The sequence below is a fragment of the Alloalcanivorax balearicus MACL04 genome, from assembly GCF_025532145.1.
Classification (GTDB): Bacteria; Pseudomonadota; Gammaproteobacteria; order Pseudomonadales; family Alcanivoracaceae; genus Alloalcanivorax; species Alloalcanivorax balearicus.
In genome coordinates this window covers 216,610-238,627 of sequence record NZ_ARXS01000002.1, presented here as the reverse complement: position 1 = coordinate 238,627, position 22,018 = coordinate 216,610, and the positions used below count along the sequence as shown (strand labels likewise).

At 61.2% G+C, this 22,018-nt stretch carries 23 protein-coding genes and 1 pseudogene; 17 read left to right on the top strand and 7 right to left on the bottom strand.

Features of this window, described 5'->3' with window-relative positions; genetic code table 11:
* Positions 1-32: 32 nt before the first annotated feature.
* The 4 genes from MA04_RS02980 to glpE all read left to right on the top strand — a co-directional run bounded on the left by MA04_RS02980 (position 33) and on the right by glpE (position 3,274).
* Positions 33-869 (top strand): SDR family NAD(P)-dependent oxidoreductase, encoded by an 837-nt coding sequence (locus MA04_RS02980; protein WP_041716892.1) that lies wholly within the window; start codon positions 33-35, stop codon positions 867-869.
* Positions 870-934: 65 nt separating this feature from the next.
* Positions 935-1,516, top strand: a complete 582-nt coding sequence (locus MA04_RS02975) for a DUF938 domain-containing protein (RefSeq protein WP_163127818.1) — start codon at positions 935-937, stop codon at positions 1,514-1,516.
* Positions 1,517-1,651: 135 nt separating this feature from the next.
* The gene (gene rhlB, locus MA04_RS02970; RefSeq protein WP_022996081.1) at positions 1,652-2,884 is read left to right on the top strand and encodes an ATP-dependent RNA helicase RhlB; all 1,233 of its coding nucleotides are present in this window, start codon (positions 1,652-1,654) and stop codon (positions 2,882-2,884) included.
* Positions 2,885-2,953: 69 nt separating this feature from the next.
* Positions 2,954-3,274 (top strand): thiosulfate sulfurtransferase GlpE, encoded by a 321-nt coding sequence (gene glpE, locus MA04_RS02965; protein WP_163127816.1) that lies wholly within the window; start codon positions 2,954-2,956, stop codon positions 3,272-3,274.
* A gap of 60 nt (positions 3,275-3,334) precedes the next feature.
* On the opposite strand, the gene MA04_RS02960 is transcribed toward glpE, so the two are convergent.
* Positions 3,335-4,009 (bottom strand): OmpW/AlkL family protein, encoded by a 675-nt coding sequence (locus MA04_RS02960; RefSeq protein ID WP_014993480.1) that lies wholly within the window; start codon positions 4,007-4,009, stop codon positions 3,335-3,337.
* 233 nt (positions 4,010-4,242) lie between these two features.
* On the opposite strand from MA04_RS02960, the gene MA04_RS02955 reads away from it, so the two are divergent.
* A complete protein-coding gene (locus MA04_RS02955; protein WP_262459392.1) occupies positions 4,243-5,253 on the top strand; it encodes a hypothetical protein in 1,011 nt (336 codons plus the stop codon).
* Between the two features lie 42 nt (positions 5,254-5,295).
* Here MA04_RS02955 and MA04_RS02950 read toward each other — a convergent pair whose 3' ends face one another.
* Positions 5,296-6,747, bottom strand: coding sequence for a PhoH family protein (locus MA04_RS02950; protein WP_163127812.1), 1,452 nt, complete (start codon positions 6,745-6,747; stop codon positions 5,296-5,298).
* Positions 6,748-7,014: 267 nt separating this feature from the next.
* Between MA04_RS02950 and MA04_RS21765 the strand changes: the two are divergent.
* Positions 7,015-7,374: pseudogene (locus MA04_RS21765) on the top strand (methyltransferase family protein); the annotation flags it as partial.
* Here MA04_RS21765 and MA04_RS02940 read toward each other — a convergent pair.
* Positions 7,352-8,116, bottom strand: coding sequence for a YiiX/YebB-like N1pC/P60 family cysteine hydrolase (locus MA04_RS02940; RefSeq protein WP_262459391.1), 765 nt, complete (start codon positions 8,114-8,116; stop codon positions 7,352-7,354). The pseudogene MA04_RS21765 and the gene MA04_RS02940 overlap by 23 nt on opposite strands.
* A gap of 136 nt (positions 8,117-8,252) precedes the next feature.
* On the opposite strand from MA04_RS02940, the gene MA04_RS02935 reads away from it, so the two are divergent.
* The 3 genes from MA04_RS02935 to MA04_RS02925 all read left to right on the top strand — a co-directional run bounded on the left by MA04_RS02935 (position 8,253) and on the right by MA04_RS02925 (position 11,193).
* On the top strand, positions 8,253-9,290 hold the full coding sequence (locus MA04_RS02935; RefSeq protein WP_262459390.1) for a M14 family zinc carboxypeptidase: 1,038 nt from the start codon (positions 8,253-8,255) through the stop codon (positions 9,288-9,290).
* Between the two features lie 492 nt (positions 9,291-9,782).
* On the top strand, positions 9,783-10,253 hold the full coding sequence (locus MA04_RS02930; RefSeq protein ID WP_014993474.1) for a hypothetical protein: 471 nt from the start codon (positions 9,783-9,785) through the stop codon (positions 10,251-10,253).
* Between the two features lie 226 nt (positions 10,254-10,479).
* Positions 10,480-11,193, top strand: a complete 714-nt coding sequence (locus MA04_RS02925; protein ID WP_262459389.1) for a TorF family putative porin — start codon at positions 10,480-10,482, stop codon at positions 11,191-11,193.
* Between the two features lie 115 nt (positions 11,194-11,308).
* On the opposite strand, the gene MA04_RS02920 is transcribed toward MA04_RS02925, so the two are convergent.
* Genes MA04_RS02920 through MA04_RS02910 form a run of 3 tightly spaced genes read right to left on the bottom strand, consistent with a single transcriptional unit; the run spans position 11,309 to position 13,302 of the window.
* Positions 11,309-12,277, bottom strand: coding sequence for an endonuclease/exonuclease/phosphatase family protein (locus tag MA04_RS02920; protein ID WP_262459388.1), 969 nt, complete (start codon positions 12,275-12,277; stop codon positions 11,309-11,311).
* Position 12,278: 1 nt separating this feature from the next.
* Positions 12,279-12,692 (bottom strand): copper chaperone PCu(A)C, encoded by a 414-nt coding sequence (locus MA04_RS02915; protein ID WP_262459387.1) that lies wholly within the window; start codon positions 12,690-12,692, stop codon positions 12,279-12,281.
* 16 nt (positions 12,693-12,708) lie between these two features.
* Positions 12,709-13,302, bottom strand: a complete 594-nt coding sequence (locus MA04_RS02910) for an SCO family protein (RefSeq protein WP_262459386.1) — start codon at positions 13,300-13,302, stop codon at positions 12,709-12,711.
* A 299-nt stretch (positions 13,303-13,601) separates the two neighbouring features.
* Here MA04_RS02910 and miaB point away from each other — a divergent pair, with 299 nt between their 5' ends.
* From miaB to MA04_RS02870, 8 genes are all read left to right on the top strand, one after another.
* Positions 13,602-14,939, top strand: a complete 1,338-nt coding sequence (miaB, locus tag MA04_RS02905) for a tRNA (N6-isopentenyl adenosine(37)-C2)-methylthiotransferase MiaB (protein ID WP_163127795.1) — start codon at positions 13,602-13,604, stop codon at positions 14,937-14,939.
* Between the two features lie 135 nt (positions 14,940-15,074).
* Positions 15,075-16,076 carry a thiosulfate ABC transporter substrate-binding protein CysP gene (cysP, locus tag MA04_RS02900; RefSeq protein ID WP_163127793.1) on the top strand — a complete coding sequence of 334 codons (1,002 nt, stop codon included), beginning with the start codon at positions 15,075-15,077 and terminating at the stop codon, positions 16,074-16,076.
* Positions 16,077-16,916 carry a sulfate ABC transporter permease subunit CysT gene (cysT, locus tag MA04_RS02895; RefSeq protein WP_163127791.1) on the top strand — a complete coding sequence of 280 codons (840 nt, stop codon included), beginning with the start codon at positions 16,077-16,079 and terminating at the stop codon, positions 16,914-16,916.
* 11 nt (positions 16,917-16,927) lie between these two features.
* Positions 16,928-17,728 (top strand): sulfate ABC transporter permease subunit CysW, encoded by an 801-nt coding sequence (gene cysW / locus MA04_RS02890; RefSeq protein WP_163127788.1) that lies wholly within the window; start codon positions 16,928-16,930, stop codon positions 17,726-17,728.
* A 14-nt stretch (positions 17,729-17,742) separates the two neighbouring features.
* Positions 17,743-18,837: a sulfate/molybdate ABC transporter ATP-binding protein gene (locus MA04_RS02885; protein ID WP_163127787.1), complete on the top strand. Its 1,095-nt coding sequence runs from the start codon at positions 17,743-17,745 to the stop codon at positions 18,835-18,837.
* 117 nt (positions 18,838-18,954) lie between these two features.
* On the top strand, positions 18,955-19,944 hold the full coding sequence (locus tag MA04_RS02880; protein ID WP_262459385.1) for a PhoH family protein: 990 nt from the start codon (positions 18,955-18,957) through the stop codon (positions 19,942-19,944).
* Positions 19,916-20,404 (top strand): rRNA maturation RNase YbeY, encoded by a 489-nt coding sequence (gene ybeY / locus MA04_RS02875; protein WP_163127783.1) that lies wholly within the window; start codon positions 19,916-19,918, stop codon positions 20,402-20,404. The genes MA04_RS02880 and ybeY overlap by 29 nt, the downstream gene beginning before the upstream one ends.
* Positions 20,405-20,451: 47 nt before the next feature.
* Complete coding sequence (locus tag MA04_RS02870; protein WP_014993462.1) at positions 20,452-21,327, top strand: HlyC/CorC family transporter; 876 nt, start codon at positions 20,452-20,454, stop codon at positions 21,325-21,327.
* A gap of 175 nt (positions 21,328-21,502) precedes the next feature.
* Here MA04_RS02870 and cynS read toward each other — a convergent pair whose 3' ends face one another.
* A complete protein-coding gene (gene cynS, locus MA04_RS02865) occupies positions 21,503-21,943 on the bottom strand; it encodes a cyanase (RefSeq protein WP_163122206.1) in 441 nt (146 codons plus the stop codon).
* Positions 21,944-22,018: the final 75 nt, after the last annotated feature.

Here is a 22,018-nt window from a genome sequence, read left to right as displayed (position 1 = left end):
CTCCGCTCCACGTAGTCATGGGAATTTCCAACATGAAAAGTTTCAAGGACAAGGTCGCGGTGATCACCGGCGCCGGCTCCGGCATCGGTCGCGCATTGGCCGGACAACTGGCTGCCCAGGGCGCCAAACTGGCACTCTCCGACGTTAACGAGGCAGGCCTGCGGGAGACCGTCGAAGCACTTGGCCTGGATTCGGAACGAGTCATATCCAAGGTGTTCGACGTCGCTGACCGGAACGCGGTTTATACCTTCGCCGACGAAGTGATGGCCCACTTTGACGCCGCCCATCTGGTCATCAATAATGCGGGCGTCGCTCTGGGCGCGTCCGTGGAAGAGATGAGCTACGAGGATTTCGAGTGGCTCATGGGCATCAATTTCTGGGGCGTGGTGTATGGCACCAAGGCCTTCCTGCCGCACCTGAAAGCCGCGGGCGAAGGGCACATCGTCAACGTCTCCAGTGTCTTCGGGCTGATTGGCGTACCGACCCAGTCCGCCTACAACGCCGCCAAGTTCGCGGTTCGGGGCTTCACCGAATCCCTGCGCCAGGAACTGGAGATCGAGAACGGCGGGGTTTCCTGCACCACCGTGCATCCCGGCGGCATCAAGACCAATATCGCCCGTAATGCCCGTATGGGCAGCGGCATGGAAAAAATCACCGGCACCGATGCCGACAAGGCCCGCCGGGATTTCGAGAAACTGTTCCGCACCACCCCCGAGGAAGCGGCCCGGACCATCCTCAAGGGCGTGCGGGCCAATAAACGTCGAGTACTGATCGGCTCCGACGCCCTGGCCATCGACGGCATGCAGCGGCTGCTGCCGACCAGCTACCAGCGTCTGATGGTGGCCGGCCAGAAACTGATGCGGCGCTAGCGCCGCACCGGTCGTGGCGGCGACAGCCCGAAGACGGGGACGATCCCACCACGACCGGACACCCTATGCAAAGACCGTTTTCCCAAGCCGCCGAGAACAACAAGGGGCCCATCGCCGAGGTGCTGGCCCGCTATCTGGATCACGGCGACCTGCTGGAGATCGGCTCCGGCACCGGTCAGCACGCCATCTGGATGGCGCCCCGGTTCCCGGATGTTCGCTGGTACCCCAGTGAGCAGCCGGAGAACATGACCGGCCTGAACCGCTGGCTGGAGGCTCATCCCTCCCCCTCCCTGCAAGCGGCCACCATGCTGCGGGTACAAGGCCGCTGGCCGGAGCATCGTTTCCGTCATGTCTACACCGCCAACACCTTCCACATCCTGTCCCGACCGCTGGTGGAGCGGTGCGTGCAACACCTCTGCGAGCACCTGACCCCACAAGCCCGTGCCTACATTTATGGCCCGTTCAATTACCAGGGACATTACACCGGCGATGGCAACCGCCGCTTCGATCTGCACCTCAAGAGCCAGTCCCTGAGCATGGGAATTCGCGACCAGGAGTGGGTAGTGGCCTTGTTTGCACGCCACGGACGTGTTTTATTGGCTGACCACGCTATGCCCGCCAACAATCGCCTGCTGGTATTCCACTGACGATTGTTCCCCGGGGGGCCCTTTCACTACTATGAATGACTGCATGGGCACAGGCCGACGTTTCCCTGATCCGGCCATTTATTCCGTGATGGCCCGTGCTTTCCACCCGACGGCGAGAGCAATCCGAGCAACGTGATGCGACAAGACAAAACAAGCGATTGGGATCTGGACCAGTTCCAGGTACCGGAGAAAGAGGGCGAGGTCCGTTTTCATGACTTCGATCTGGAACTGCCTTTGATGCGCGGCATTGCCGAAACAGGCTTCCAGTATTGCACGCCGATCCAGGCGGAGGTCCTGCGCCACACTCTGGCCGGCGCGGATGCCATCGGGCGAGCCCAGACCGGCACCGGCAAAACCGCCGCGTTCCTGATCACGGTCATCAACGACTTGTTGCGTCACCCTCTGACGGTGCCCCGCTACGCCGGTGAACCGCGCGCTCTGATCGTCGCGCCGACGCGGGAACTGGCGATGCAGATCGAAAAAGATGCGCTGCAACTGGCCCGCTATACCGACCTGCAGGTGATGAGTGTGGTTGGCGGCATGAACTTCAACCGTCAGCAGGAGCGCCTGCAAACCCGTCTGATCGACATCCTTGTGGCCACCCCCGGCCGCCTGCTGGATTTCGCCAAACGCCGCGACCTGTGGCTGGACCGGGTGGAATCACTGGTCCTGGACGAAGCCGACCGGATGTTGGACATGGGCTTCATTCCGGACGTCAAACGCATCGTGCGGATGACGCCGTCAAACCGCCACCGGCAAACCCTGCTGTTTTCCGCCACCTTCAATGAGGACGTCATGGCGCTGGCCCAGCGCTGGACCGAGGACCCGGTGACGGTGGAAATCGAGCCGGCCCAGGTGACCACGGAGACCGTGGAGCAAAAGGTCTATATCACCGCTACGGAAGACAAATTCAATCTGCTGTATAACCTGATCATCAGTGAAAACATGGAAAAGGTGATCGTGTTCGCCAACCGCCGGGACATTACCCGTCGGCTCAACGACCGGCTGGTGAAAAAGGGCCTGAAAGTGTCGCTGATTTCCGGTGACGTGCCGCAGAATCAGCGCATGAAGACCCTGGAGCGCTTCCGCGCCGGCGACCTTCGGGTATTGATCGCCACCGACGTGGCCGGGCGGGGCATCCACATCGACGGTGTCTCCCATGTGGTGAACTTCAATCTGCCGGAAGATCCCGAGGACTACGTCCATCGCATCGGCCGTACCGGCCGCGCCGGAGCCAGCGGCGTGTCGATCAGTTTCGCCTGCGAGGACGATGCCTTCCTGCTGCCGCAGCTGGAAGAAGCCATCGGCATGAAACTGCCCTGCGAGCATCCGCCGGCACCGCTACTGGAAGACCGGCGTCAGGCCTGAAACATTCCTGGTAAGCGGAAAGACCAGCAAACGCAGCTCAACTCAACGCAACTCAACGAGGAAGGCGTCATGGCCCAGCGAATCTCACCGGAACAAGGCCGGGAAACTCTGGACAGCGGAGAAGCGTTGTTCATTGATGTGCGGGACCCGGGCAGCCATGCCATGGCGCGTATTCCCGGCGCCATGCCACTGACCCAGGCCAGCTTGGACGATTTTCTGGCCACCACGTCCCGCGACCAGGCCTTGGTGGTCTATTGTTACCACGGCCATTCCAGCCAGTCGGCCTGTGACTTTCTGACGGAAAAAGGCTTCACCCGGGCGGTGAGTCTGGACGGCGGCTTCGAGCACTGGCGCCAGGCTTACCCGGATCGGGTCGAGGAAGAAAGCTGACAACGGCAAAGCCGGGGCTGAGCGCCCCGGCATAGCATACCCCGGCAAGATAGGCGGGATTCAGAATGCCCGGCCGATACCGACCATCCACACCAACGGATCCAGTTCCACATCGATTTTATCCACGGTGGAACCGTTCACTTTGAGGCGCGCCTCGGTATCGATATCCACCCGCCAGGCGGAGAGGTTGACGAACCAGGTGTCACCCATGGCCAGATCCACCCCTACCTGAGCGGCCCAGCCCACCGAGTTGGACAGCGACACATCGGCGTTGGCGCCACCGATCAGCGGACTGACCACACCATCGTGAATGTTCTCGTCAAAGAAGTAGGTATAGTTGACGCCGAGCCCCACATAGGGACGTACCGGCCCCAGTTCCGGCAGGTAATACTGCGCCATCAGGGTCGGCGGCAGATGTTTGGTATCGCCGATATCGGTACGGCCCAGCCCCGCGCCTTCCACATAGAGATCATGTTTGAACGGTGTGGCCGCCAGCAGTTCGACACCAAAACGCGAGTTGATCATGTAGGCGACCGTGAAGCCGAACTGGGTATCGTTGTTCACATCCACCTTGGCGCCGGTCAACGGCGCCACCGAGAAAGCGTCACTGTCCACGCGGGGCGACACCGTGGCCGCGCCGGCACGTACCAAGATATCTCCGGCCTCGTACCCCTGGGCCAGACCCACACTGCCGATTAGCGCCAGCGCCAAGGCGCCACGTCCCCATAGTTGCATGTTTAGCTCCCTTCTTGGCTCATCATGTCCGCACCGACGATTCCACATCGACGATTCCACACCAACGATAGTGCCGTCCCGACCGCGCGGGCCTGGACACGAACCCTCGGCATCGCCAGGGTTCCGTGGTATTACACCGGGCCGGCGGGCACCGTCTCTTGTCGTGGATCAAGATCCAGAAGGATTCGGTAGCCGGCGGAACAAGCAAAACGGACACAGCGGAACCGACAACAATGAAGCGAAAAGAACTGGCCGAAGCTTTGCAGCAAGCTCATGTGGAACACGCCTGCCAACGTCTGTGTGAGCCGGATTACTGGCACGGCTTACTGGACCAGGGCGTGACGATACTGGCGGACCAACCGCTGGGGGCTCTGGTGGATGCCGAAGTGCTCGGTCAGGTGGTGGATGACTGGCTTGCTCATGTGGCCACCGCCGAGGGGCTGCAGCCGGTGATCGAATCGGTGGCCCGCGCCCTGTTGAACAGCGCCCGCCAGGATCCGGTGACCTTCGGCGAGCTGCTCGACGAAGACCAGTTCGAAGCCCTGCTGGAACAACTACTGCGCCTGCGGAGTCTGCGTGAACGGACCATTCATGCGGTGCTGAATCATCCGCTGATCAGTCAGATGGTCAGCGAGATGCTCTATACCGGCATCAAGAACTTCCTGCTGGAAGAAAATGCTTTGGCCAAGCTGCCCGGCGTCAGCAGCATGATGAAGCTGGGCCGCAAAAGCGTGGGCCGGGCCATGGGTGGATTGGAAGAGCCCATTCGTTCCTACCTGAGACAGAATATTCGTGCCACGCTCAAGACCGGTGAACAGTGGTTGAATCGGGAGTTGAGCAACGATCGCATCGCCGAGCTGGCACGCGATGCCTATGGCCGTATCGCCCCGATGAAGCCGGCGGCGTTACTGCGTGATGTGCCGGATGACGCGTTGCCGGGCCTGGTGCGCCAGGGAGTCTTGTTGTCCGATCATGTCGCCGCGCTGGACTACAGCCGACGGCTGGTAATGGAAGGCATTCGCGCGGCGATCGAGGGCTTGATGTCATGGAGTCTGCCCGCACTGCCCCAGGCCATGCACACCGATACGGCGGCGCGCCGCGACACCTTGGCGCCGGCGTTGGCGCGTGGCGCCGAGGTACTGAAGGAACAAGGTGTATTGAGCGCCTGGGCGGAACTGGCGCTGGGGGATTTCTATCAGAGCGAAGCGTGCTTGTCGGTGCTCGGTCAGGCGCTGCAGGAGTGAGGAGGGTCGGACGTCCGACGTCAGACGTCCGACTCTTTCCATTTACAACCAGGTTTCCGCGTACTCCGCCAGCAGCGACCTCGGCACGCCATTGAGCTGCACCGAGCCGCCATGAACGAAGTGCTTGAAGCGCTCGGTCATATAGGTGAGACCGGAACTGGTTGGCGACAGATACGGCGTATCGATCTGCGCCAGGTTCCCCAGGCACACCACCTTCGACCCTTCGCCGGCCCGGGTGATGATCGCTTTCATCTGGTGCGGCGTCAGGTTCTGGCTTTCATCGATCAGGATCAGCGATTTCTGGAAGCTGCGGCCACGAATGTAATTCATCGCCTTGAACTGGATATTGGCCTTCTCCTTGACGTACTGGATACTGCCGGAGGGGTTCTCATCGTTCAGGTGCAACGCTTCGATATTGTCATTGATCGCGCCCAGCCACGGATCCATCTTTTCCTCCTCGGTGCCGGGCAGAAAACCGTGTTCTTCCGCCAGCGGCGGCGTCGAACGAGTGGCGATGATTTTATTGAAGCGTTTTTGCTCCACCGTCATTTCAATGGCGGCGGCCAGAGCCAGAATGGTTTTGCCGGAACCGGCCGCGCCGGTCAGCGTCACCAGATGAACGTCCGGATCCAGCAGCAGGTGCAACGCCACCGCTTGCTGTATGTTCATCGGTCTCAGTCCCCAGGCCTGCTGGTCCATCAACGTCTGCTCGCTATAGTGGCGCAAGGTCGCCACGCCCGCCTCCACCGACATGATCCGGCCGACGAAGCCCTGCTCATCAAGAATGAACTGATTCGGATACACCTCCTCGCCAAGGATGTCGCCAGCCAGCAAACCGTGCGACAAACGGTGCAGGGTTTCCGCACCGTGCTGTTCGGTCTCCACCGCGTCGACCCGGTCCCAGAACGATCCCTCCAGCATGAAATAGCCCTGGTTGAGCTGGCGGATATCGGAAACCAGCTGATCGTTGTGGTAATCCTCGGAGTCGATACCACAGGCCCGCGCCTTCAGGCGCATGTTGATATCCTTGGTGACCAGCACGTAATGGCGATCGGGATCGGCGGCGATCATGGCCACCACGTCATTGATGATCCGGTTGTCGTTCAGATGTTCGGGAAGGCATGGCGGAGTCAGTCCGCTCTGTGGCATCAGAACGGTCAGCGTTCCCTGGTGGTGATTCTCCCCCCGTTGGATAGGAATCCCCGCTTCCACTTCCGACGGCGACGCCTTGCCGATAACCCGATCGATCAAACGAATAGCGGCGCGGCAATCCGCGGCGGTGTGGGATTTCCCGGTTTTCAGACGATCCAGTTCCTCCAGCACGGTCATCGGAATGACCACCCGGTGCTCTTCGAAGTTCATCAGAGAGTTGGGATCGTGGATCAGGACGTTGGTGTCCAGTACGTAGGCTTTCGGGCGCTGTTCCGGTTCGTGGTGGAGGCGGGATTGGGATGCTGCGGTTACGCTGTGCAAGGTGGCCGCGCGCTCTTCCATGCGTTTCCCCTTTCAAGGTTGCAGGACATGGCGACGGACCGTTTCACAAGTAAATTCACAAGTGATATTCACAAGCAATATTCACATGTGCTGTCACAGTGCATTTCACAAGTGACGTTCGCGCCCGCCGCCGATTGCTTTATCGGCAGTGTTGTTCGCCGAGCTTCAACAACAGTTGTTCCAGCGGATCGCGATCACTCCCGCAATGGCGGGATGTGAATTACCATAACCCAGCTTTTCTTCACTGACAACGATAGGCCTCTGAACATGGCATTGGAACATCCCGAGGTTCGCATTCCCCCTCCTTTGCTGCATCTGGGTGGCTTGCTGGTGGGCTATGGCCTGGACCAGGCGCTGCACTGGACCCTGCCGGCATGGCCCGGCCAGTACGCACTGGCCACGGCGCTGGCGTTGTTCGCGGTGCTGTTGCTGGCCGGCGCGATGGTGCAGTTTTATCGACACCGCACCACGGTTTTGCCACATCGCGCGGCACGGGAGTTGATCACCGGCGGCGTCTTCCGCCTGACCCGAAATCCCATTTATCTGGCCTTCGCCTTGCTTCATCTGGGCTGCGCTCTCAGTCTTTCCAGTCCCGGCATGCTGATCATGCTGCCGCCGATTCTGTGGGTGATGCATCACCACGTGATCGCCGCGGAAGAAGCGTTTCACGAGCAACAGTTCGGGGATCAGTGGCGGCGCTATCGGCAGCGGGTGCGGCGCTGGATTTGAGCCGCTTCAGCCACTGCGCCGGCAATAGCCGGCCGGCGGTGAGACTCAGCCGACGGGAGCCGAAATGACCGGGAACGAAACGGTGAGGGCAAACCGTGTCCGGCAGCCAGCCGAGCCGCCGGTAACACTCCGCCACCAGTTCCGAACAGAACCAGCCGGAGCGGCGGCGGCGTCCGGAAAAGCCGCTCAGGGCATCGTAGAGATTACACAACAGATAGTTCTTGTAGGGCCGGTGCAGCAGCCGCCGCACCAACCGCTGCATCAATCGCTGCTGGAGCGGTGTCAGCGGCGGCCCTTCACGGCGCCTTACCGCCACATCACCCGGGTATTCCGCGATCTTGCGTGACAGCGGCACCAGCGCCACGCCCATCACCGGGTGTCCCAGCATCCAGTCCGCCGATTCACTCAGGCCGGTGGATTCCAGCACCATCGGCTCCGCCACTTCCGGCAGGCGCACTACCATGCCCACATGACTCCAGGGACTGCGGGTGAACCAGCGAATCACGGTACTGGTGACCCCTCGTCCGGCGAACAACAGCACATCACCGGTTTCCAGGTTCAAGGCGAAGTTGTCGAGGCTCTGCATCACGGTGATTTCCGCCGCCAGCGTCAAGGGCAGAGTGGCCAGTTCGGATGACACTACACTGACAGTTGCATCGCAGTTCCATGACAAAAACGCGACGCCTCAATCGTCATGAAACCTTAACCAAAACCCGCCATCCTGCCCTGTGCGCCTGCTTTGACAGACGCCGACCGTCACCCACTGACGCGCGCCGATGGAACAACGCCTGTATCAATTTCAACGCCACCTGCCCGAATGGTTACACCTGGAGTCGCTGATCCGACTGGGTGAACGGCACCTGCGTGTGCATGACGTGGACACCGTCCAGATGGGCGATATCACGCTGCCATTGCGGGTGCTGGAGATGGGCAGCCGTTCCCCCGGTGCCCCGGTGGTCGGCTTCTTTGGCGGCGTGCACGGCGTCGAGCGGATCGGCTCCCAGGTGCTGTTGTCGTGGTTGCATAGTCTGATCCATCGACTGCAATGGGATGATCAATTGCACCGGCGGCTGGAACGGGTGCGGCTGGTGTTCATGCCGATGATCAACCCCGGCGGCATCTGGCGGCGTACCCGCAGCAATCCCAATGGCGTCGACCTGATGCGCAATGCGCCGGTGGATGCGGAAGGCAAGGTCCCCTTTCTGGCCGGCGGCCAGCGCCTGAGCCGTCACCTGCCCTGGTATCGGGGGCGTGCCGGTGAGCCCATGGAAACCGAGGCGCAGGCGCTGGTGAACACGGTGCGGCAGCGCCTGATGAACGCTCCGGTATCGATCAGCCTGGACTGCCACAGCGGTTTTGGCCGCCGCGACCGCATCTGGTGCTGTTACGCCCGCAGCCAGAATCCCATTGCGCACCTCGCGGAGGTATACCGTCTCAAACAGATCCTCGAGCACACCTACCCTTATCACCACCCTTATCTGATCGAACCGCAATCGGTGAACTACACCACCCACGGCGATCTGTGGGACTACCTCTACGACGAAGCCCGGGAGCAACACCCGGACCGGTTGTTTCTGCCATTCACCCTGGAAATGGGCTCCTGGCTGTGGGTACGAAAAAACCCCCGCCAGCTGTTGGATTTTTTCGGCCTGTTCAATCCGATCATCGGCCATCGCCACAACCGGGTGCTGCGTCAGCATTTGCCGCTGTTCGAATTCCTGGTGGCCATGGCGGTAAACGCCGGCAACTGGCTGCCGCGCGGAGAAGCAAGGGAAAACCTGACCCGGCAGGCGATGAAGCATTGGTTCGGGTGATCCGGACGGCAAAAGGTCGAAAACCGGGCCTGCCGCTCTGGCAATCATTCAATGAGATTATTTTGGGTTCATCGCCAGTTTGAAAGGATACGGTGTCCCCCTCCATCAAGCACAGCGGAACCGTGTTACGCCTTTACCGGACCCGGCTCCGCTTCAAGGTAATCGGCAACCATGGATGTCCTTTCAGCCGCTGCAGTCGCGTTACATCCCAAGCCTGTTGCGGGCCTTGGAGACATAAATTCGGAAGCCGCTGTGGGAGCTTGCCTGCAAGCGAATCCTGGGGCCCGGAAGCCCCTTCGCTTGCAGGCAAGCTCCCACAGCGGCTTCGTAGCCCCTTCCGTGCCAGCGGTCGCGAGGTTAACAGGCTGGCCCACAACGTCGGCGTCCTGACCTTTCCGGAGCGTGCGCCAAAGTGGCCCTGGTTTTGCATCATTTTGGGCACGCTTTATATTCGCCTGACGGCTTCGCCCCTATTTGTCATGAGGACCCACCATGAAATACTTGCTTCCCCTTCCCGCCCTTCTGCTCACCGGCTGCCAGATGCTCAGCTACACGGCGCCCACCGATGGGGACGTCGCCACCGTCACTTTCTCCAGCGACAACATCGCCGCCCAACCGGTGGTATGCGTACCGGGCAAGGGCTTTCAGTCCACACCCACTTCCCTGCAGCAGGTTCCCTTCGAGACCAAAGCCTTCGACGAACTGCTGAAAACCATGAAGAAAGCGCCGGAAGTCACCACCACCGTGCGAGCAGACGAGCAGGCGCGCATCGGTGTCATTTACCAGAAAGGTTCGGCGGGGAACCGGGATCTGTGCCGGGTGGCGGTGCAGTTCAATGCTCAACCCGGTGCCAGCTACAACGCCCACTTCACTTACAGCAACGGCCAGTGCGGCCTGGAAGTGGCCGGCGACAACAGCCTTCAGGCCGACGCCGTGGTGACGTCCTGGGAGTGCCCCAAATAAACGCACCAACTCGGTGCGGCGCACCAAGGCGGCGCACCGCTTCTCCACTCCTCGCCCCTATTTCCCCTTCCGCCCCAACGCCCTCATCACAACTTCTTGTTTTTTCTTGGGTTTTCCATTTTGGCACGGACCCTGCTTTGCAAAGTGACAAGCCTCCCAGGCCAGTGCGCCAGGAGCGCATAACAGGACACATTAGAACACTTGCCATTTGCAAAGAGGGTTGCACATGAAACACGCATTCGGGATGAAAAAAACCGTACTGGCCGCGGCGGTCGCCGCCGGCATGATCATGCCGGGCATGGCGGCAGCGGAAATCGGCGGTAGCCTGGGCATTTCCAACATGTACTTCTGGCGTGGTCAGGATATTTCCAACGGCGCGGCTCAAGTTTTCGGTAGCTTGGACTACAGCCACGCCTCCGGCCTCTATGCCGGCGTCTGGGGCAGCTCCGAAACCGATTCCACTGAATACGATTTGTATGTCGGTTACGGCGGCGCCTTTGGTGACCTCACCTACGACCTGTCCTACATCGACTACAACTACCCGAACGACACCGACTCCGATCTGGCCGAAATCGTTGCCAGCCTCGGTTACGCCGGGGTCACGTTCACCGGTTACTTCGGTGTGGGTGACTACGGCCACGGTAACGACGCTACCGATAACAAGGACCGCTACTACACCCTGGGCTACAGCTACGACAAATACGGCATTCTGGTCGGCACCTGGGACAACGACGCCGATGACACCAACTACACTCACTTGGACTTGAGCTACGCGCTCACCGACAACCTGAGCTTCACCGTGTCCAAAGTGATCTCCGCTGACGACTGCGCCATCAACAACAACGATGACGCTCTGTTCCTGAATGGGGAGTGTGTCGGCGACAAGGACGATGTGGACGACGATCTGCTGTTCGTCGTGTCCTACGCCTTCGAGATCTAACCGAACCGCGCTGGTTCCCGGGCGGCAACGCCGCCCACCGTTTTTCACCGTGGGGCCTTCCCTGGTCCTCGCAAACAACGCAAGCAGGCCCCACGGTGCTTTTCATTCTCTTCCGTTAATCCGCCAACGCCCCGGCTTTCAGATAAATCCCCAGCACATCATGATCGGACACCACCCGGGTACCGTCGTGATCGTAGAGCACATCGTAGCGTCCGGCATTGCCGCGGCTGACCGCCACTCTCTGGACATGCTGCTTTAGCGACGGGGAGAAAAAGATGTGATCCAACGCCTGCGGACGGCACTGATGCCGGAAGGAATAACGTTCTTTCTCGGGCAATCGCGACCAGGCACTGATCAGGTCCCCGTTCTCGAATTGCTCCAACGGCTCACTGAAGCGGCCACTGTCCGGCGCACTGTTGAAGTCCCCCGCCACCACCACGGGCCCAGCCTGATCCGCCGCCCAGCCAGCGATGGCCGCGGCCTGGCGCCGGCGCTTCGGCGCCACCCAGTCCTTCTGATTCAGATCCCGGGCACTGCGCAGATGAACCACCACCAGATCGAAGGCCACCGGGGTGCGCACCTCGACCTGCAAGGGAGGCCGGGTGAACAACGGCTGCCGCTGAAAACGGTCGTCGCCGAACAAGGCCTGGTGACCTCCCAGCGTGACCGGCGCCCGGTACAACAGGCCCACATCCATGCCCGCCGGGTCGTGCCCTTCCAGCAGCACCACCTTGTAGTCCGGCCCGCCCGCCGTGGAAATAGCCCGGCTCAGCGCCTTCAGCACCGTGGCGCTTTCCACTTCCTGCACCGCCAGCAAAGCCGGCGCCCGCAGCTCCCGGGTAATGTACCGGGCCACTGCCTCGAGGCGGGCCTGGTACACGGCTTTCGATAAGGGACGGTCGAGCGAGCTGTCCTTTCTGGCATCCCGCAGACGCCAGAGATTGAACGTGGCCAGACTGATCTGGCCGTCCTCCGCCGAGGGCAACGGGCGCGCCGGCGCCAGATCACGACAGTCCGCGAGTACCGGTCCGGTGACCAGTACCGCCGCGGCCAGAAGCCAGCACCGCCAGTATTGGCCGGTCATGTCAGGGCTCGTTGTGGCGCACCTGGAAGGCACCACACAGGTCAGCATGATTCTGGAAGGCCAGACACACCTTCGGGGTCTCTCCCGCCTCCGGCACCGGGTCCATTTTCATCAGCATCAGATGACGGCCACCGGGGGTAAAGGCCAGACTCTCACCGGCCGGGATGGTGACCTCCTTCAGATGGGACATGCTGCGGCGGCCCTCACCATCGGTGCTGGTGTCGTGCAACATGGCCATGCCGGCGAATTCCGCGCGGGCGCCGGTCAGCACCACCGGCTCATCGGTATCGTTCACCAGCACGAAATAACCGGCCATGGACGGCGATACCGGCGGTACCGCGCGCAGCCAGGCCTGCTCGATACGTACATCCGCCACGGCGCCGGCGCTGGCGGCCACCAACAGCACGGCACTCACGGTACGACTCACGGCACTAAAGAAGCGTTTTAACATCGGCTACCACCTCGTCGATATTGAAATCCGCCGGATACACCTTGCGCACCCGGCCCTGCTGGTCCAACAGGTAGATATAGTCACTGTGGGTAAAGTCCGCTTCCCCGCTGTCTCCATCCTCTTTGATGAACACCACCCCGTACTGTTCCGCCACCTTCTGGATCGCCGGCACGTCACCGGTCAGACCAATAATGTCCGCTTTGAACCAGGGCAGGTACTCGCGCAGATGTTCCGCGGTATCCCGTTCCGGGTCGAAGGTCACGAACACCGGCTGCACCCGATCCGCCTCCCCCTGCTCTTTCAGATTCCGGTACACCTGGGACACGCGGGCCAGCACCGCCGGACAAATATCCGGGCAGTGGGTATAGCCGAAAAACAGAATCACCACCTCGCCGTTCAGGGATGACAGACTGAACCGCTCCCCATTGTGGTCGGTCAGAGTGAAATCGCCGCCCAGACGGGTGTTGACCGGTAATTCCTTGGCCGGCTCGGAACAGGCCACCAGTAACAGCGCGGCGCCGGCGACCAGAATGCGGAAAAGGAATGCGCTTGTGAAACCGTCTTTATTGTTCATACCTGTTAGAGCCTGTTTATGATCTATACGCCGCCCGGGCCGATTTGCCCGGCTTTGCGGTGACGCCCAGGGACCATACCCCCGCGACCCGGCCGTTACCAAGCCCCGGCCCGACATTTTTGCCGCCACCATCTTTACAGCCGCGATGGTTCGCAGTTTGACCAGGGCGGCGGTATAATTCGCGCCCATTTTCCCGGAGTGCCGGTGGCGGCCCGTTGTAGTCCATTACGGCGCCCGGCACACCCCGATGCGGCAAAATGACGCACCGGAACCGATCCACAACCACGGTTGAGCGACCCATGGCACGCAAGCTGTTTATTCAGACCCACGGCTGCCAGATGAACGAGTACGACTCGTCGCGCATGGCGGATTTGCTGGAATCCAGTCATGGCCTGGAGCCCACCGACAACGCGGACGAAGCGGATGTGCTGCTGCTCAATACCTGCTCGATCCGCGAGAAGGCCCAGGAAAAGGTGTTCCACCAACTGGGCCGCTGGAAACAGCTCAAGGAGCACAAGCCGGACCTGATCATCGGCGTCGGCGGCTGCGTGGCTAGCCAGGAAGGCGAGGCGATCCGTGATCGCGCGCCCTATGTGGATGTGGTCTTCGGCCCGCAGACCCTGCATCGGCTGCCCGGGTTGATCCAGCAGGCGGCCACCACGCGGGAACTGGCCATCGATGTGACCTTCCCGGAGATCGAAAAGTTCGACCGTCTGCCCGAGCCCAGCGTGGACGGCCCCTCGGCGTTCGTCTCGATCATGGAAGGCTGCTCCAAATACTGCTCGTTCTGTGTCGTGCCCTATACCCGTGGCGAGGAAGTCAGCCGTCCAGTGCGTCCGGTGCTGGATGAGATCCGTCATCTGGCGGATCTGGGCGTGCGCGAAGTCAACCTGCTGGGCCAGAACGTCAACGCCTATCGGGGCCAGGGCGCCAATGGTGAAATCCTGGACTTCGCCGACTTGCTGCTGTTGATCCGGGATATCGACGGCATCGATCGTATTCGCTACACCACCAGCCATCCGGTGGAGTTCTCCGACGCCCTGATCCAGGTGTACGAGGAGGTGCCGGAACTGGTCAGCCACCTGCATCTGCCGGTGCAATCCGGTTCCGACCGCATCCTGGCGCTGATGAAACGCAATCACACGGTGCTGGAGTACAAGGCCAAGCTGCGCAAATTACGGCGTATCCGCCCGGATATCTCCTACAGCTCGGATTTCATCATCGGCTTCCCCGGCGAAACCGACGACGACTTCGAAGCCACCATGAATCTGATCGCGGATATCGGCTTCGACAATTCCTTCAGCTTCATCTACAGCGCCCGCCCCGGCACGCCCGCGGCGGATCTGCCCGATGATGTGCCCATGGCGGTGAAGAAGGAGCGCCTGCGCCTCCTGCAACAGCGGATCGCCCAGAATACCCAGGATATCTCCCGCAAGATGGTGGGCAGCACCCAGCGTATCCTGGTGGACGGCTTCTCCAAGAAGGATCCCGGCCAGCTCAAGGGCCGTACCGAAAACAATCGGGTGGTGAACTTCCAGACCGATGAGCTGGACCTGATCGGCCAGTTCGTGGACCTGACCATCCAGGAAGCGCTGCCCAACTCCCTGCGCGGCATCGACTATCGGCGGGTGGAGTGATCCCCGGGGGCTGAACGGCACCGGATACGATTAAACGCATATGCGAATGGCAATTTGGTATAACCAACCCTCTTTAACCTCAGGATTGGTTATATAAAATGAGCCCTTTATGACTCACCATTCAAGGAGCCCGAGATGCGCGTCTTGCTGACCGCCGTCCTGCTGTCCCTGGCCTCGCTGGGAACCGCGCAACAAACCCTGTTGAACAGTTCCTACGACATCGCCCGGGAACTGTTCGCCGCCATCAACCCGAAATTCCAGGAGCACTGGAAGGCGGAGACCGGCGAGGACGTCACCATCAAGCAGTCCCATGCCGGTTCCTCCAAGCAGGCCCGCGCCATCCTGCAGGGCCTGAAGGCCGATGTGGTGACCTTCAACCAGGTCACCGACGTCAATGTCCTGCACGATCTGGGCAATCTGATTCCGGCGGACTGGAATCAGCGACTGCCGAACAATTCCAGCCCTTACTACTCCACCACCGCCTTTCTGGTGCGCAAGGGCAACCCGAAGAACATCCAGGGCTGGGCCGATCTGGCCCGGGACAACGTCGATGTGGTGTTCCCCAACCCGAAAACCTCCGGCAACGGCCGCTACACCTATCTGGCCGCCTGGATGAGCGCGGTGGAACGTTTTGACGGTGACGAGGAGAAGGTCAAGGACTATATGGCCCGCTTCCTGTCCAATGTGTCGGTGTTCGACTCCGGTGGCCGCGCCGCCACCGTCACCTTCGCCGAACGGGAAATCGGCGACGTACTGATCAGCTTCGAGTCCGAGGTGAACAACATCCGCAAGGAATACGGCACCGGCGACTACGAAGTGGTGGTACCGAAGACCTCGGTTCTGGCCGAATTCCCGGTCACCGTGGTGGACAAGGTGGTGGACGAGAAAGGTACCCGCAAGGTGGCCACCGCCTACCTGGACTACCTCTACAGCGAAGAGATCCAGCGGCTGCTGGCGTCCTTCAACTACCGTGTGCACAACGAGAAAGTGGTGGAGGAAACCGCCGACCGCTTCCCGCCGGTGAAATTGTTGAAGGTGGAAGACTACTTCGGCTCCTGGGAAAAAGTGACCGATCAGCATTTCGCCTCCGGCGGCATCCTCGACAAGCTGCAAGCCCAGGCGCGGAGCCTGCGTTAATTGACCGCTCTGCTGCGCACCCGCCACTCGGTTCTGCCAGGTTTCACGCTCAGCTTTTCGCTGAGCGTGCTGTTTATCTGCCTGGTGATCCTGCTGCCCCTGTCCGGTCTGGCGGTACATGTGTCCGGCATGGGCTGGGATACCTACTGGAATGTGATCACCGATCCGCGCAGCATCGCCAGTTTCAAGGTCACAGTGCTTTCCGCCGCTGGCGCCAGTGTCATCAACGCCATTGTCGGCCTGCTGCTGGCCTGGGTGATCACCCGCTATCGCTTTCCCGGCCGGCGGCTGATGGAAGCGCTGGTGGATCTACCGTTCGCTTTGCCCACGGCGGTGGCCGGCCTGACCCTGGCCGCCCTGTTCGCCGATAACGGCTGGCTCGGTCAATGGTTTAGCCTGGCCGGCATCCAGGTGTCCTATACCTGGGTCGGTATCATGATTGCCATGAGCTTCACCAGCCTGCCCTTTGTGGTGCGGGCGGTACAACCGGTACTGGAAGACCTTACCCCGGATCTGGAAGAGGCCGCCGCCACCCTGGGCGCCTCACCGCTGGCGTCGTTCCGCAAGGTGATACTGGCCCAGGTGATGCCGGCTCTGCTCACCGGCACCGGCCTGGCCTTTACCCGCAGCCTGGGTGAATACGGCGGCGTCATCTTCATTGCCGGTAACCTGCCGTACGAGACCGAGATCGTGTCGCTGCTGGTGAATATCCGCCTGGAAGAGTACGACTTCGCCGCCGCCAGCGCCCTCGCCTCGATAATCCTGCTGGCCTCCCTGGTATTGCTGTTCGGCATTCAGGGATTGCAGGCCCGCTTGGTGAAACGCTGGCACGGACTGTGACGGGAACTCGCATGCCACGATACGCACATCAATGGCTATTGATCGCCGCCGCCTTCGCCACCGTCATTCTGATGCTGGTATTGCCGCTGCTGTTGATTCTGCATCAGGCCTTCGCCCATGGTCTGGCCCCGGTCATGGAGGCGTTGACCAGCAACGACATGGGTCATGCGATCCGTCTCACCGTGGTGGTGGCACTGATTACCGTGCCGGTCAATCTGGTGTTCGGCATCCTGTTGGCCTGGTGCGTAACCCGCTTTGAATTCCGCGGCCGCAAGCTATTGACCACCCTGATTGATATCCCCTTCGCCATGTCGCCGGTGGTGGCCGGCCTCTGTTACCTGGTGGTGTATGGCAGTCAGGGACTGCTCGGGGGATGGCTCGCGGACATCGACGTGCAACTGATGTTCGCCCTTCCGGGTATGGTCATGGTCACTATTTTTGTGTCCTGCCCCTATGTGGCCCGGGTATTGATTCCCCTGATGCAGTCCCAGGGCCCGGAGGAAGAGGAAGCCGCGGTGCTGATGGGCGCCTCCGGCTGGCAGGTGTTCTGGTACGTTACCCTGCCGAAGATCCGTTGGGCGCTGCTGTACGGGGTGATCTTGACCAACGCCCGGGCGGTGGGGGAATTCGGCGCGGTCAGCGTGGTGTCCGGCCTGATTCGCGGCGAGACCTTGACCCTGCCGCTGTTGATCCAGATGCTGCACGAGGACTACAACACCGTCGGCGCCTTCACCGCCGCCGGACTGCTGGCCGCCATGGCCCTGGTCACATTGTTACTGAAAACCGTGCTGGAATGGCGTCAACGCGTTTAAAGGAAAGCCAGAAAGTGAGCATTCAGGTCGAGAACATCCGCAAATCCTTCGGCGCCTTCACCGCCTTGCACGACATCTCCCTGGACGTGCCCACCAACCAATTGGTGGGGCTGCTGGGACCGTCCGGTTCCGGCAAGACCACGCTGCTGCGGATCATCGCCGGCCTGGAACGGGCGGACGGCGGGCGGGTGCTGTTCAACAATGAGGACGTCACTCATCTGGACGCACGCCGCCGCCGCGTCGGATTCGTATTCCAGCAATACGCCCTGTTCCGGCACCTCACCGTGGCCGACAATATTGCCTTCGGACTGCGCCTGTTACCGCGCGCCGAGCGCCCCTCCCGCAGGGACATTCGTGACCGGGTGCGGGAATTGCTGAGTCTGGTACAACTGGACAATCTGGCCGGGCGTTACCCCGCGCAACTGTCCGGCGGCCAGAAGCAGAGAGTGGCGCTGGCCCGGGCGCTGGCGCTGAAACCGGAGGTGCTGCTGCTGGACGAGCCGTTCGGCGCGCTGGACGCCAAGGTGCGCAAGGATTTGCGCCGTTGGCTGCGGCGTCTGCATGAGCAGATCTCGGTGACCAGCATCTTCGTCACCCATGACCAGGAAGAGGCCATGGAGGTCTCCGACAAGGTGGTGGTGATGAGCCAGGGCCGGGTGGAACAGATGGGGTCGCCGCTGCAGGTGTACGAGCAGCCGGCCAGCCGCTTCGTGTTTGATTTCCTCGGCCACATCAACAGCCTGGAAGGGCTCTACGATGGCCATAACTGGCGCTCCGGCGACGCTTTTCTGCGTCTCGATACCCAGGGCGCCTGCCCGGACGGCGCCCTCACGCTCTATCTGCGCCCCCACGAAGCGGAACTGGCGGCGGCGCCCACCGAAGCCGCTCATTTGCCGGTACGAGTGGCCGGACGCAGCGTGTTCGGCGGCACCGTGACGGTGGAGCTGGAACCCCAGGGCTGGGGCGCTGAAGTGCTTGAAGTGGAGCTGGACCGGGTGCGCTGGGACGCGCTCCAGCCTGACCGGCAGCCCGCCTTGTACCTGCTGCCCCGGCGGCTGCAAACGGTCACCTGCGACGGTGATCTGGGCCCCCAGGTGGCGCCGGCCTGAGTCCCTCTTGCCTGCCCCCCGGCGGGCAGGCTACAGTGCCGGGAAATCTTCCCCCGAAAGCGCTTTTCGGGGTATGCTGAATCCATCGCAACCGCCCGCGGGGCCTCGCTTCCCAACTTGGACACACCACTCGCTTCCCAGAAACTCCGTCTCGAACCCTACGATTCCCAGCGGCTCGCCAATCTCTGTGGCCGGCTGGACGAGCACATCAAGCAGATCGCCAAACGTCTGAGCGTGGATATCCACAATCGTGGCAATGAATTTCATCTGTCCGGTGACGAGCGTTCGGTAAAGGCCGCCAGTTCCGTTCTGCACGATCTTTACGATCAAACCGTGGACGGCACCGACATCACGCCGGAGCTGGTCCATTTGCATCTGCAGCAATCCGGTCTGACCGACAAGCTGGACAATACCGTGGCCTTCCCCAGTGACGAGATGGTGATCCGCACCAAACGCACTCGTATCCGGCCGCGTGGTGCCCATCAACGGGAATACGTGCGCAATATCCGCCGTCACGACATCAATTTCGGTATTGGACCGGCCGGCACCGGCAAGACCTGGCTGGCGGTGGCCTGCGCCGTGGACGCCATGGAGCGTGCCGAGATCCAGCGTATTCTGCTGGTACGGCCGGCGGTGGAGGCGGGCGAGAAACTGGGTTTTCTGCCCGGGGATCTGGCGGAGAAAATCGATCCTTACCTGCGCCCGCTTTACGACGCGCTCTATGAAATGCTGGGATTCGAAAACGTGGCCAAACTGATGGATCGCAACGTCATCGAAGTGGCGCCACTGGCGTACATGCGCGGACGCACCCTGAACGGCAGTTTCGTGATCCTGGACGAAGCCCAGAACACCACACCGGAACAAATGAAAATGTTCCTGACCCGGATCGGCTTCGGTTCCCGGGCGGTGATCACCGGTGACGTCACCCAGGTGGACCTGCCGCGCCACCAGCGCTCGGGGCTGGTCAACGCCCTCGAAGTGCTGGCCGATGAACAGGACATCGGCGTCACCCGTTTCGATAGCCGCGACGTGGTTCGCCACCCGCTGGTTCAACGTATCGTGGAAGCTTACGACCGTCATGAACGGAATACCGACCCCAACCGTTGATATCCAGTGGGCCACGGATGCCCCGGACGCACCGGACGAGAGCGACCTGCAACGCTGGGCTCTGGCCGCGGCGGAAGCGGCCGGCGGTGTCGTCGGGGATATCACTCTGCGGATCGTCGACGACGAGGAAATCCGCGTTCTCAACCGTGACTACCGGGGCAAGGACAAACCCACCAATGTGCTGTCCTTCCCCTTCGACATGCCCGAAGGCCTGCCCGATGACGCCATCGCCCCGCTGCTGGGGGATATCATTATTTGCGCGGACGTGGTCCGGCGCGAGGCCGCCGAACAAAACAAAACCGTGGAAGCGCACTGGGCGCATATGGTCGTCCACGGCGTACTCCATCTGCTGGGTTACGATCATATCGACGATGACGACGCCGAACAGATGGAATCCCTGGAAATTCTCGCTCTTGCCGGCCAGGGCTTTCCGGATCCGTATAACTCGTTGCCCCCATAATTCACAAACCGATAACATCGAAACCATAACATGGAGCATTACCCCTGATGTCGGACGACTATTCAGACCAGAACAACGGTCGAAGTTGGTTGGAGCGCGTTGGCCAGTTCTTCACTTCCACTCCCGGCTCCCGGGAGGAATTGCTGGATCTGATGCGCTCCATGCGCGACAGTCACGTCATTGACGGCGACACGCTTGGCATCATCGAAGGCGCTATCGGCGTCAGCGACATGCAGGTCCGGGAAATTCTCATCCCTCGCACGCAGATGGTCAGCATCCGTGCCAGCAGCGACCCCCGCGATTTCCTGCCCACCATCATCGAATGCGCCCACAGCCGCTTCCCGGTCATCGGCGACGATCCGGACGAAGTCATTGGTATCCTGCTGGCCAAGGATCTGCTGGCGTTGATTCTGGAGCCGGCCCGCATGGAGCGCTTCCAGATCAAGGATCATGTGCGCTCCGCCATGGTGGTCCCCGAGTCCAAGCGCCTGGATTCACTACTGCGGGAATTCCGTATCACCAAGAATCACATGGCCATCGTGGTCAACGAGTACGGCGGTATCGCCGGCCTGGTCACCATCGAGGACGTGCTGGAACAGATCGTCGGCGAGATCGAGGATGAGCACGACATCGAGGAAGACGATTACCTGATCAAGGATCTGGAGAACGGCGAGCACACGGTCAAGGCCCTGACGCCAATCGAGGATTTCAACGAACACTTTCAGTGCGAGCTCAGCGACGAGGAGTTCGACACCATCGGCGGTCTGGTGATGCACGCCTTCGGCCGCCTGCCCGGACGCGAAGAGTCCATCGATCTGGGGCCGTTCCAGTTCACCGTGCTAAGCGCGGACGGCCGCACAATCCGTTTGCTGCGGGTGACTCACCGGCAGGATGATCCGGCTCTGGACGCCTCACCGGAGTAATCCCCCCGCGCTCTTCCGGAACAAAGCGGAGCCACTGTGGGAGCTTGCCTGCAAGCGAATCTTGGGGCCCGAAAGCCCATTCGCTTGCAGGCAAGCTCCCACAGTGGCTTCGTAGCCCCGCCTCCGACGGAAAACCCCACCACCAGGCTCTTTCTTCGCCGACCGCGCCCCCTTATCACCAGTGCTTGTACGGCAGAAACTTCCCGTTCATGGTCACCACTACGCGGTCCCCCTTGGGGTCTTCCTGTTTGTCCACTTCCATGGTGAAGTCGATGGCGCTCATGATGCCGTCACCGAATTTTTCCTGGATCACTTCCTTCAGCGTGGTGCCATACACACCGGCGATTTCATAGAACCGGTAAATCAACGGGTCAGTGGGCACGGTCTGATCCCAGACCTTGGTGGGAAAGGCTTCCAGCGCCTTGGCCACGTCCTGATCCAGGCCCAGATACTCGGTGATCGCCCTGGCTTTTTCCGGCGGCGCGCCGTTCATGCCGAGGCAGGCGGACGCCAGCCACACCGGCGACATCCCCAGGTCCTCGCCCATTTTTTCCCATGTCAGGCCCCGGCCGGCTTTGGTGGTCACGATGATGCCCGTCATTTGCTGCTTATCCACGGTTCTCTCTCCTGTTAATTGAAAGCCCCTGTTAAATAAAATCGAGGTGCCCAACTCAATGACAAGCTTTCTCCC

Bases quoted from the DNA above. Each gene is read 5' to 3' on its own strand.
- MA04_RS02980 (WP_041716892.1), top strand. From the start codon at position 33: ATGAAAAGTTTCAAGGACAAGGTCGCGGTGATCACCGGCGCCGGCTCC.
- glpE (WP_163127816.1), top strand. From the start codon at position 2,954: ATGGCCCAGCGAATCTCACCGGAACAAGGCCGGGAAACTCTGGACAGC.
- MA04_RS02920 (WP_262459388.1), bottom strand. From the start codon at position 12,277: ATGACCGGCCAATACTGGCGGTGCTGGCTTCTGGCCGCGGCGGTACTG.
- MA04_RS02910 (WP_262459386.1), bottom strand. From the start codon at position 13,302: ATGAACAATAAAGACGGTTTCACAAGCGCATTCCTTTTCCGCATTCTG.
- MA04_RS02950 (WP_163127812.1), bottom strand. From the start codon at position 6,747: ATGGAAGAGCGCGCGGCCACCTTGCACAGCGTAACCGCAGCATCCCAA.
- cysW (WP_163127788.1), top strand. From the start codon at position 16,928: ATGCCACGATACGCACATCAATGGCTATTGATCGCCGCCGCCTTCGCC.
- MA04_RS02870 (WP_014993462.1), top strand. From the start codon at position 20,452: ATGTCGGACGACTATTCAGACCAGAACAACGGTCGAAGTTGGTTGGAG.
- MA04_RS02955 (WP_262459392.1), top strand. From the start codon at position 4,243: ATGAAGCGAAAAGAACTGGCCGAAGCTTTGCAGCAAGCTCATGTGGAA.
- MA04_RS02960 (WP_014993480.1), bottom strand. From the start codon at position 4,009: ATGCAACTATGGGGACGTGGCGCCTTGGCGCTGGCGCTAATCGGCAGT.
- rhlB (WP_022996081.1), top strand. From the start codon at position 1,652: ATGCGACAAGACAAAACAAGCGATTGGGATCTGGACCAGTTCCAGGTA.
- MA04_RS02975 (WP_163127818.1), top strand. From the start codon at position 935: ATGCAAAGACCGTTTTCCCAAGCCGCCGAGAACAACAAGGGGCCCATC.
- MA04_RS02930 (WP_014993474.1), top strand. From the start codon at position 9,783: ATGAAATACTTGCTTCCCCTTCCCGCCCTTCTGCTCACCGGCTGCCAG.
- MA04_RS02925 (WP_262459389.1), top strand. From the start codon at position 10,480: ATGAAACACGCATTCGGGATGAAAAAAACCGTACTGGCCGCGGCGGTC.
- ybeY (WP_163127783.1), top strand. From the start codon at position 19,916: ATGAACGGAATACCGACCCCAACCGTTGATATCCAGTGGGCCACGGAT.
- cysP (WP_163127793.1), top strand. From the start codon at position 15,075: ATGCGCGTCTTGCTGACCGCCGTCCTGCTGTCCCTGGCCTCGCTGGGA.
- miaB (WP_163127795.1), top strand. From the start codon at position 13,602: ATGGCACGCAAGCTGTTTATTCAGACCCACGGCTGCCAGATGAACGAG.
- MA04_RS02935 (WP_262459390.1), top strand. From the start codon at position 8,253: ATGGAACAACGCCTGTATCAATTTCAACGCCACCTGCCCGAATGGTTA.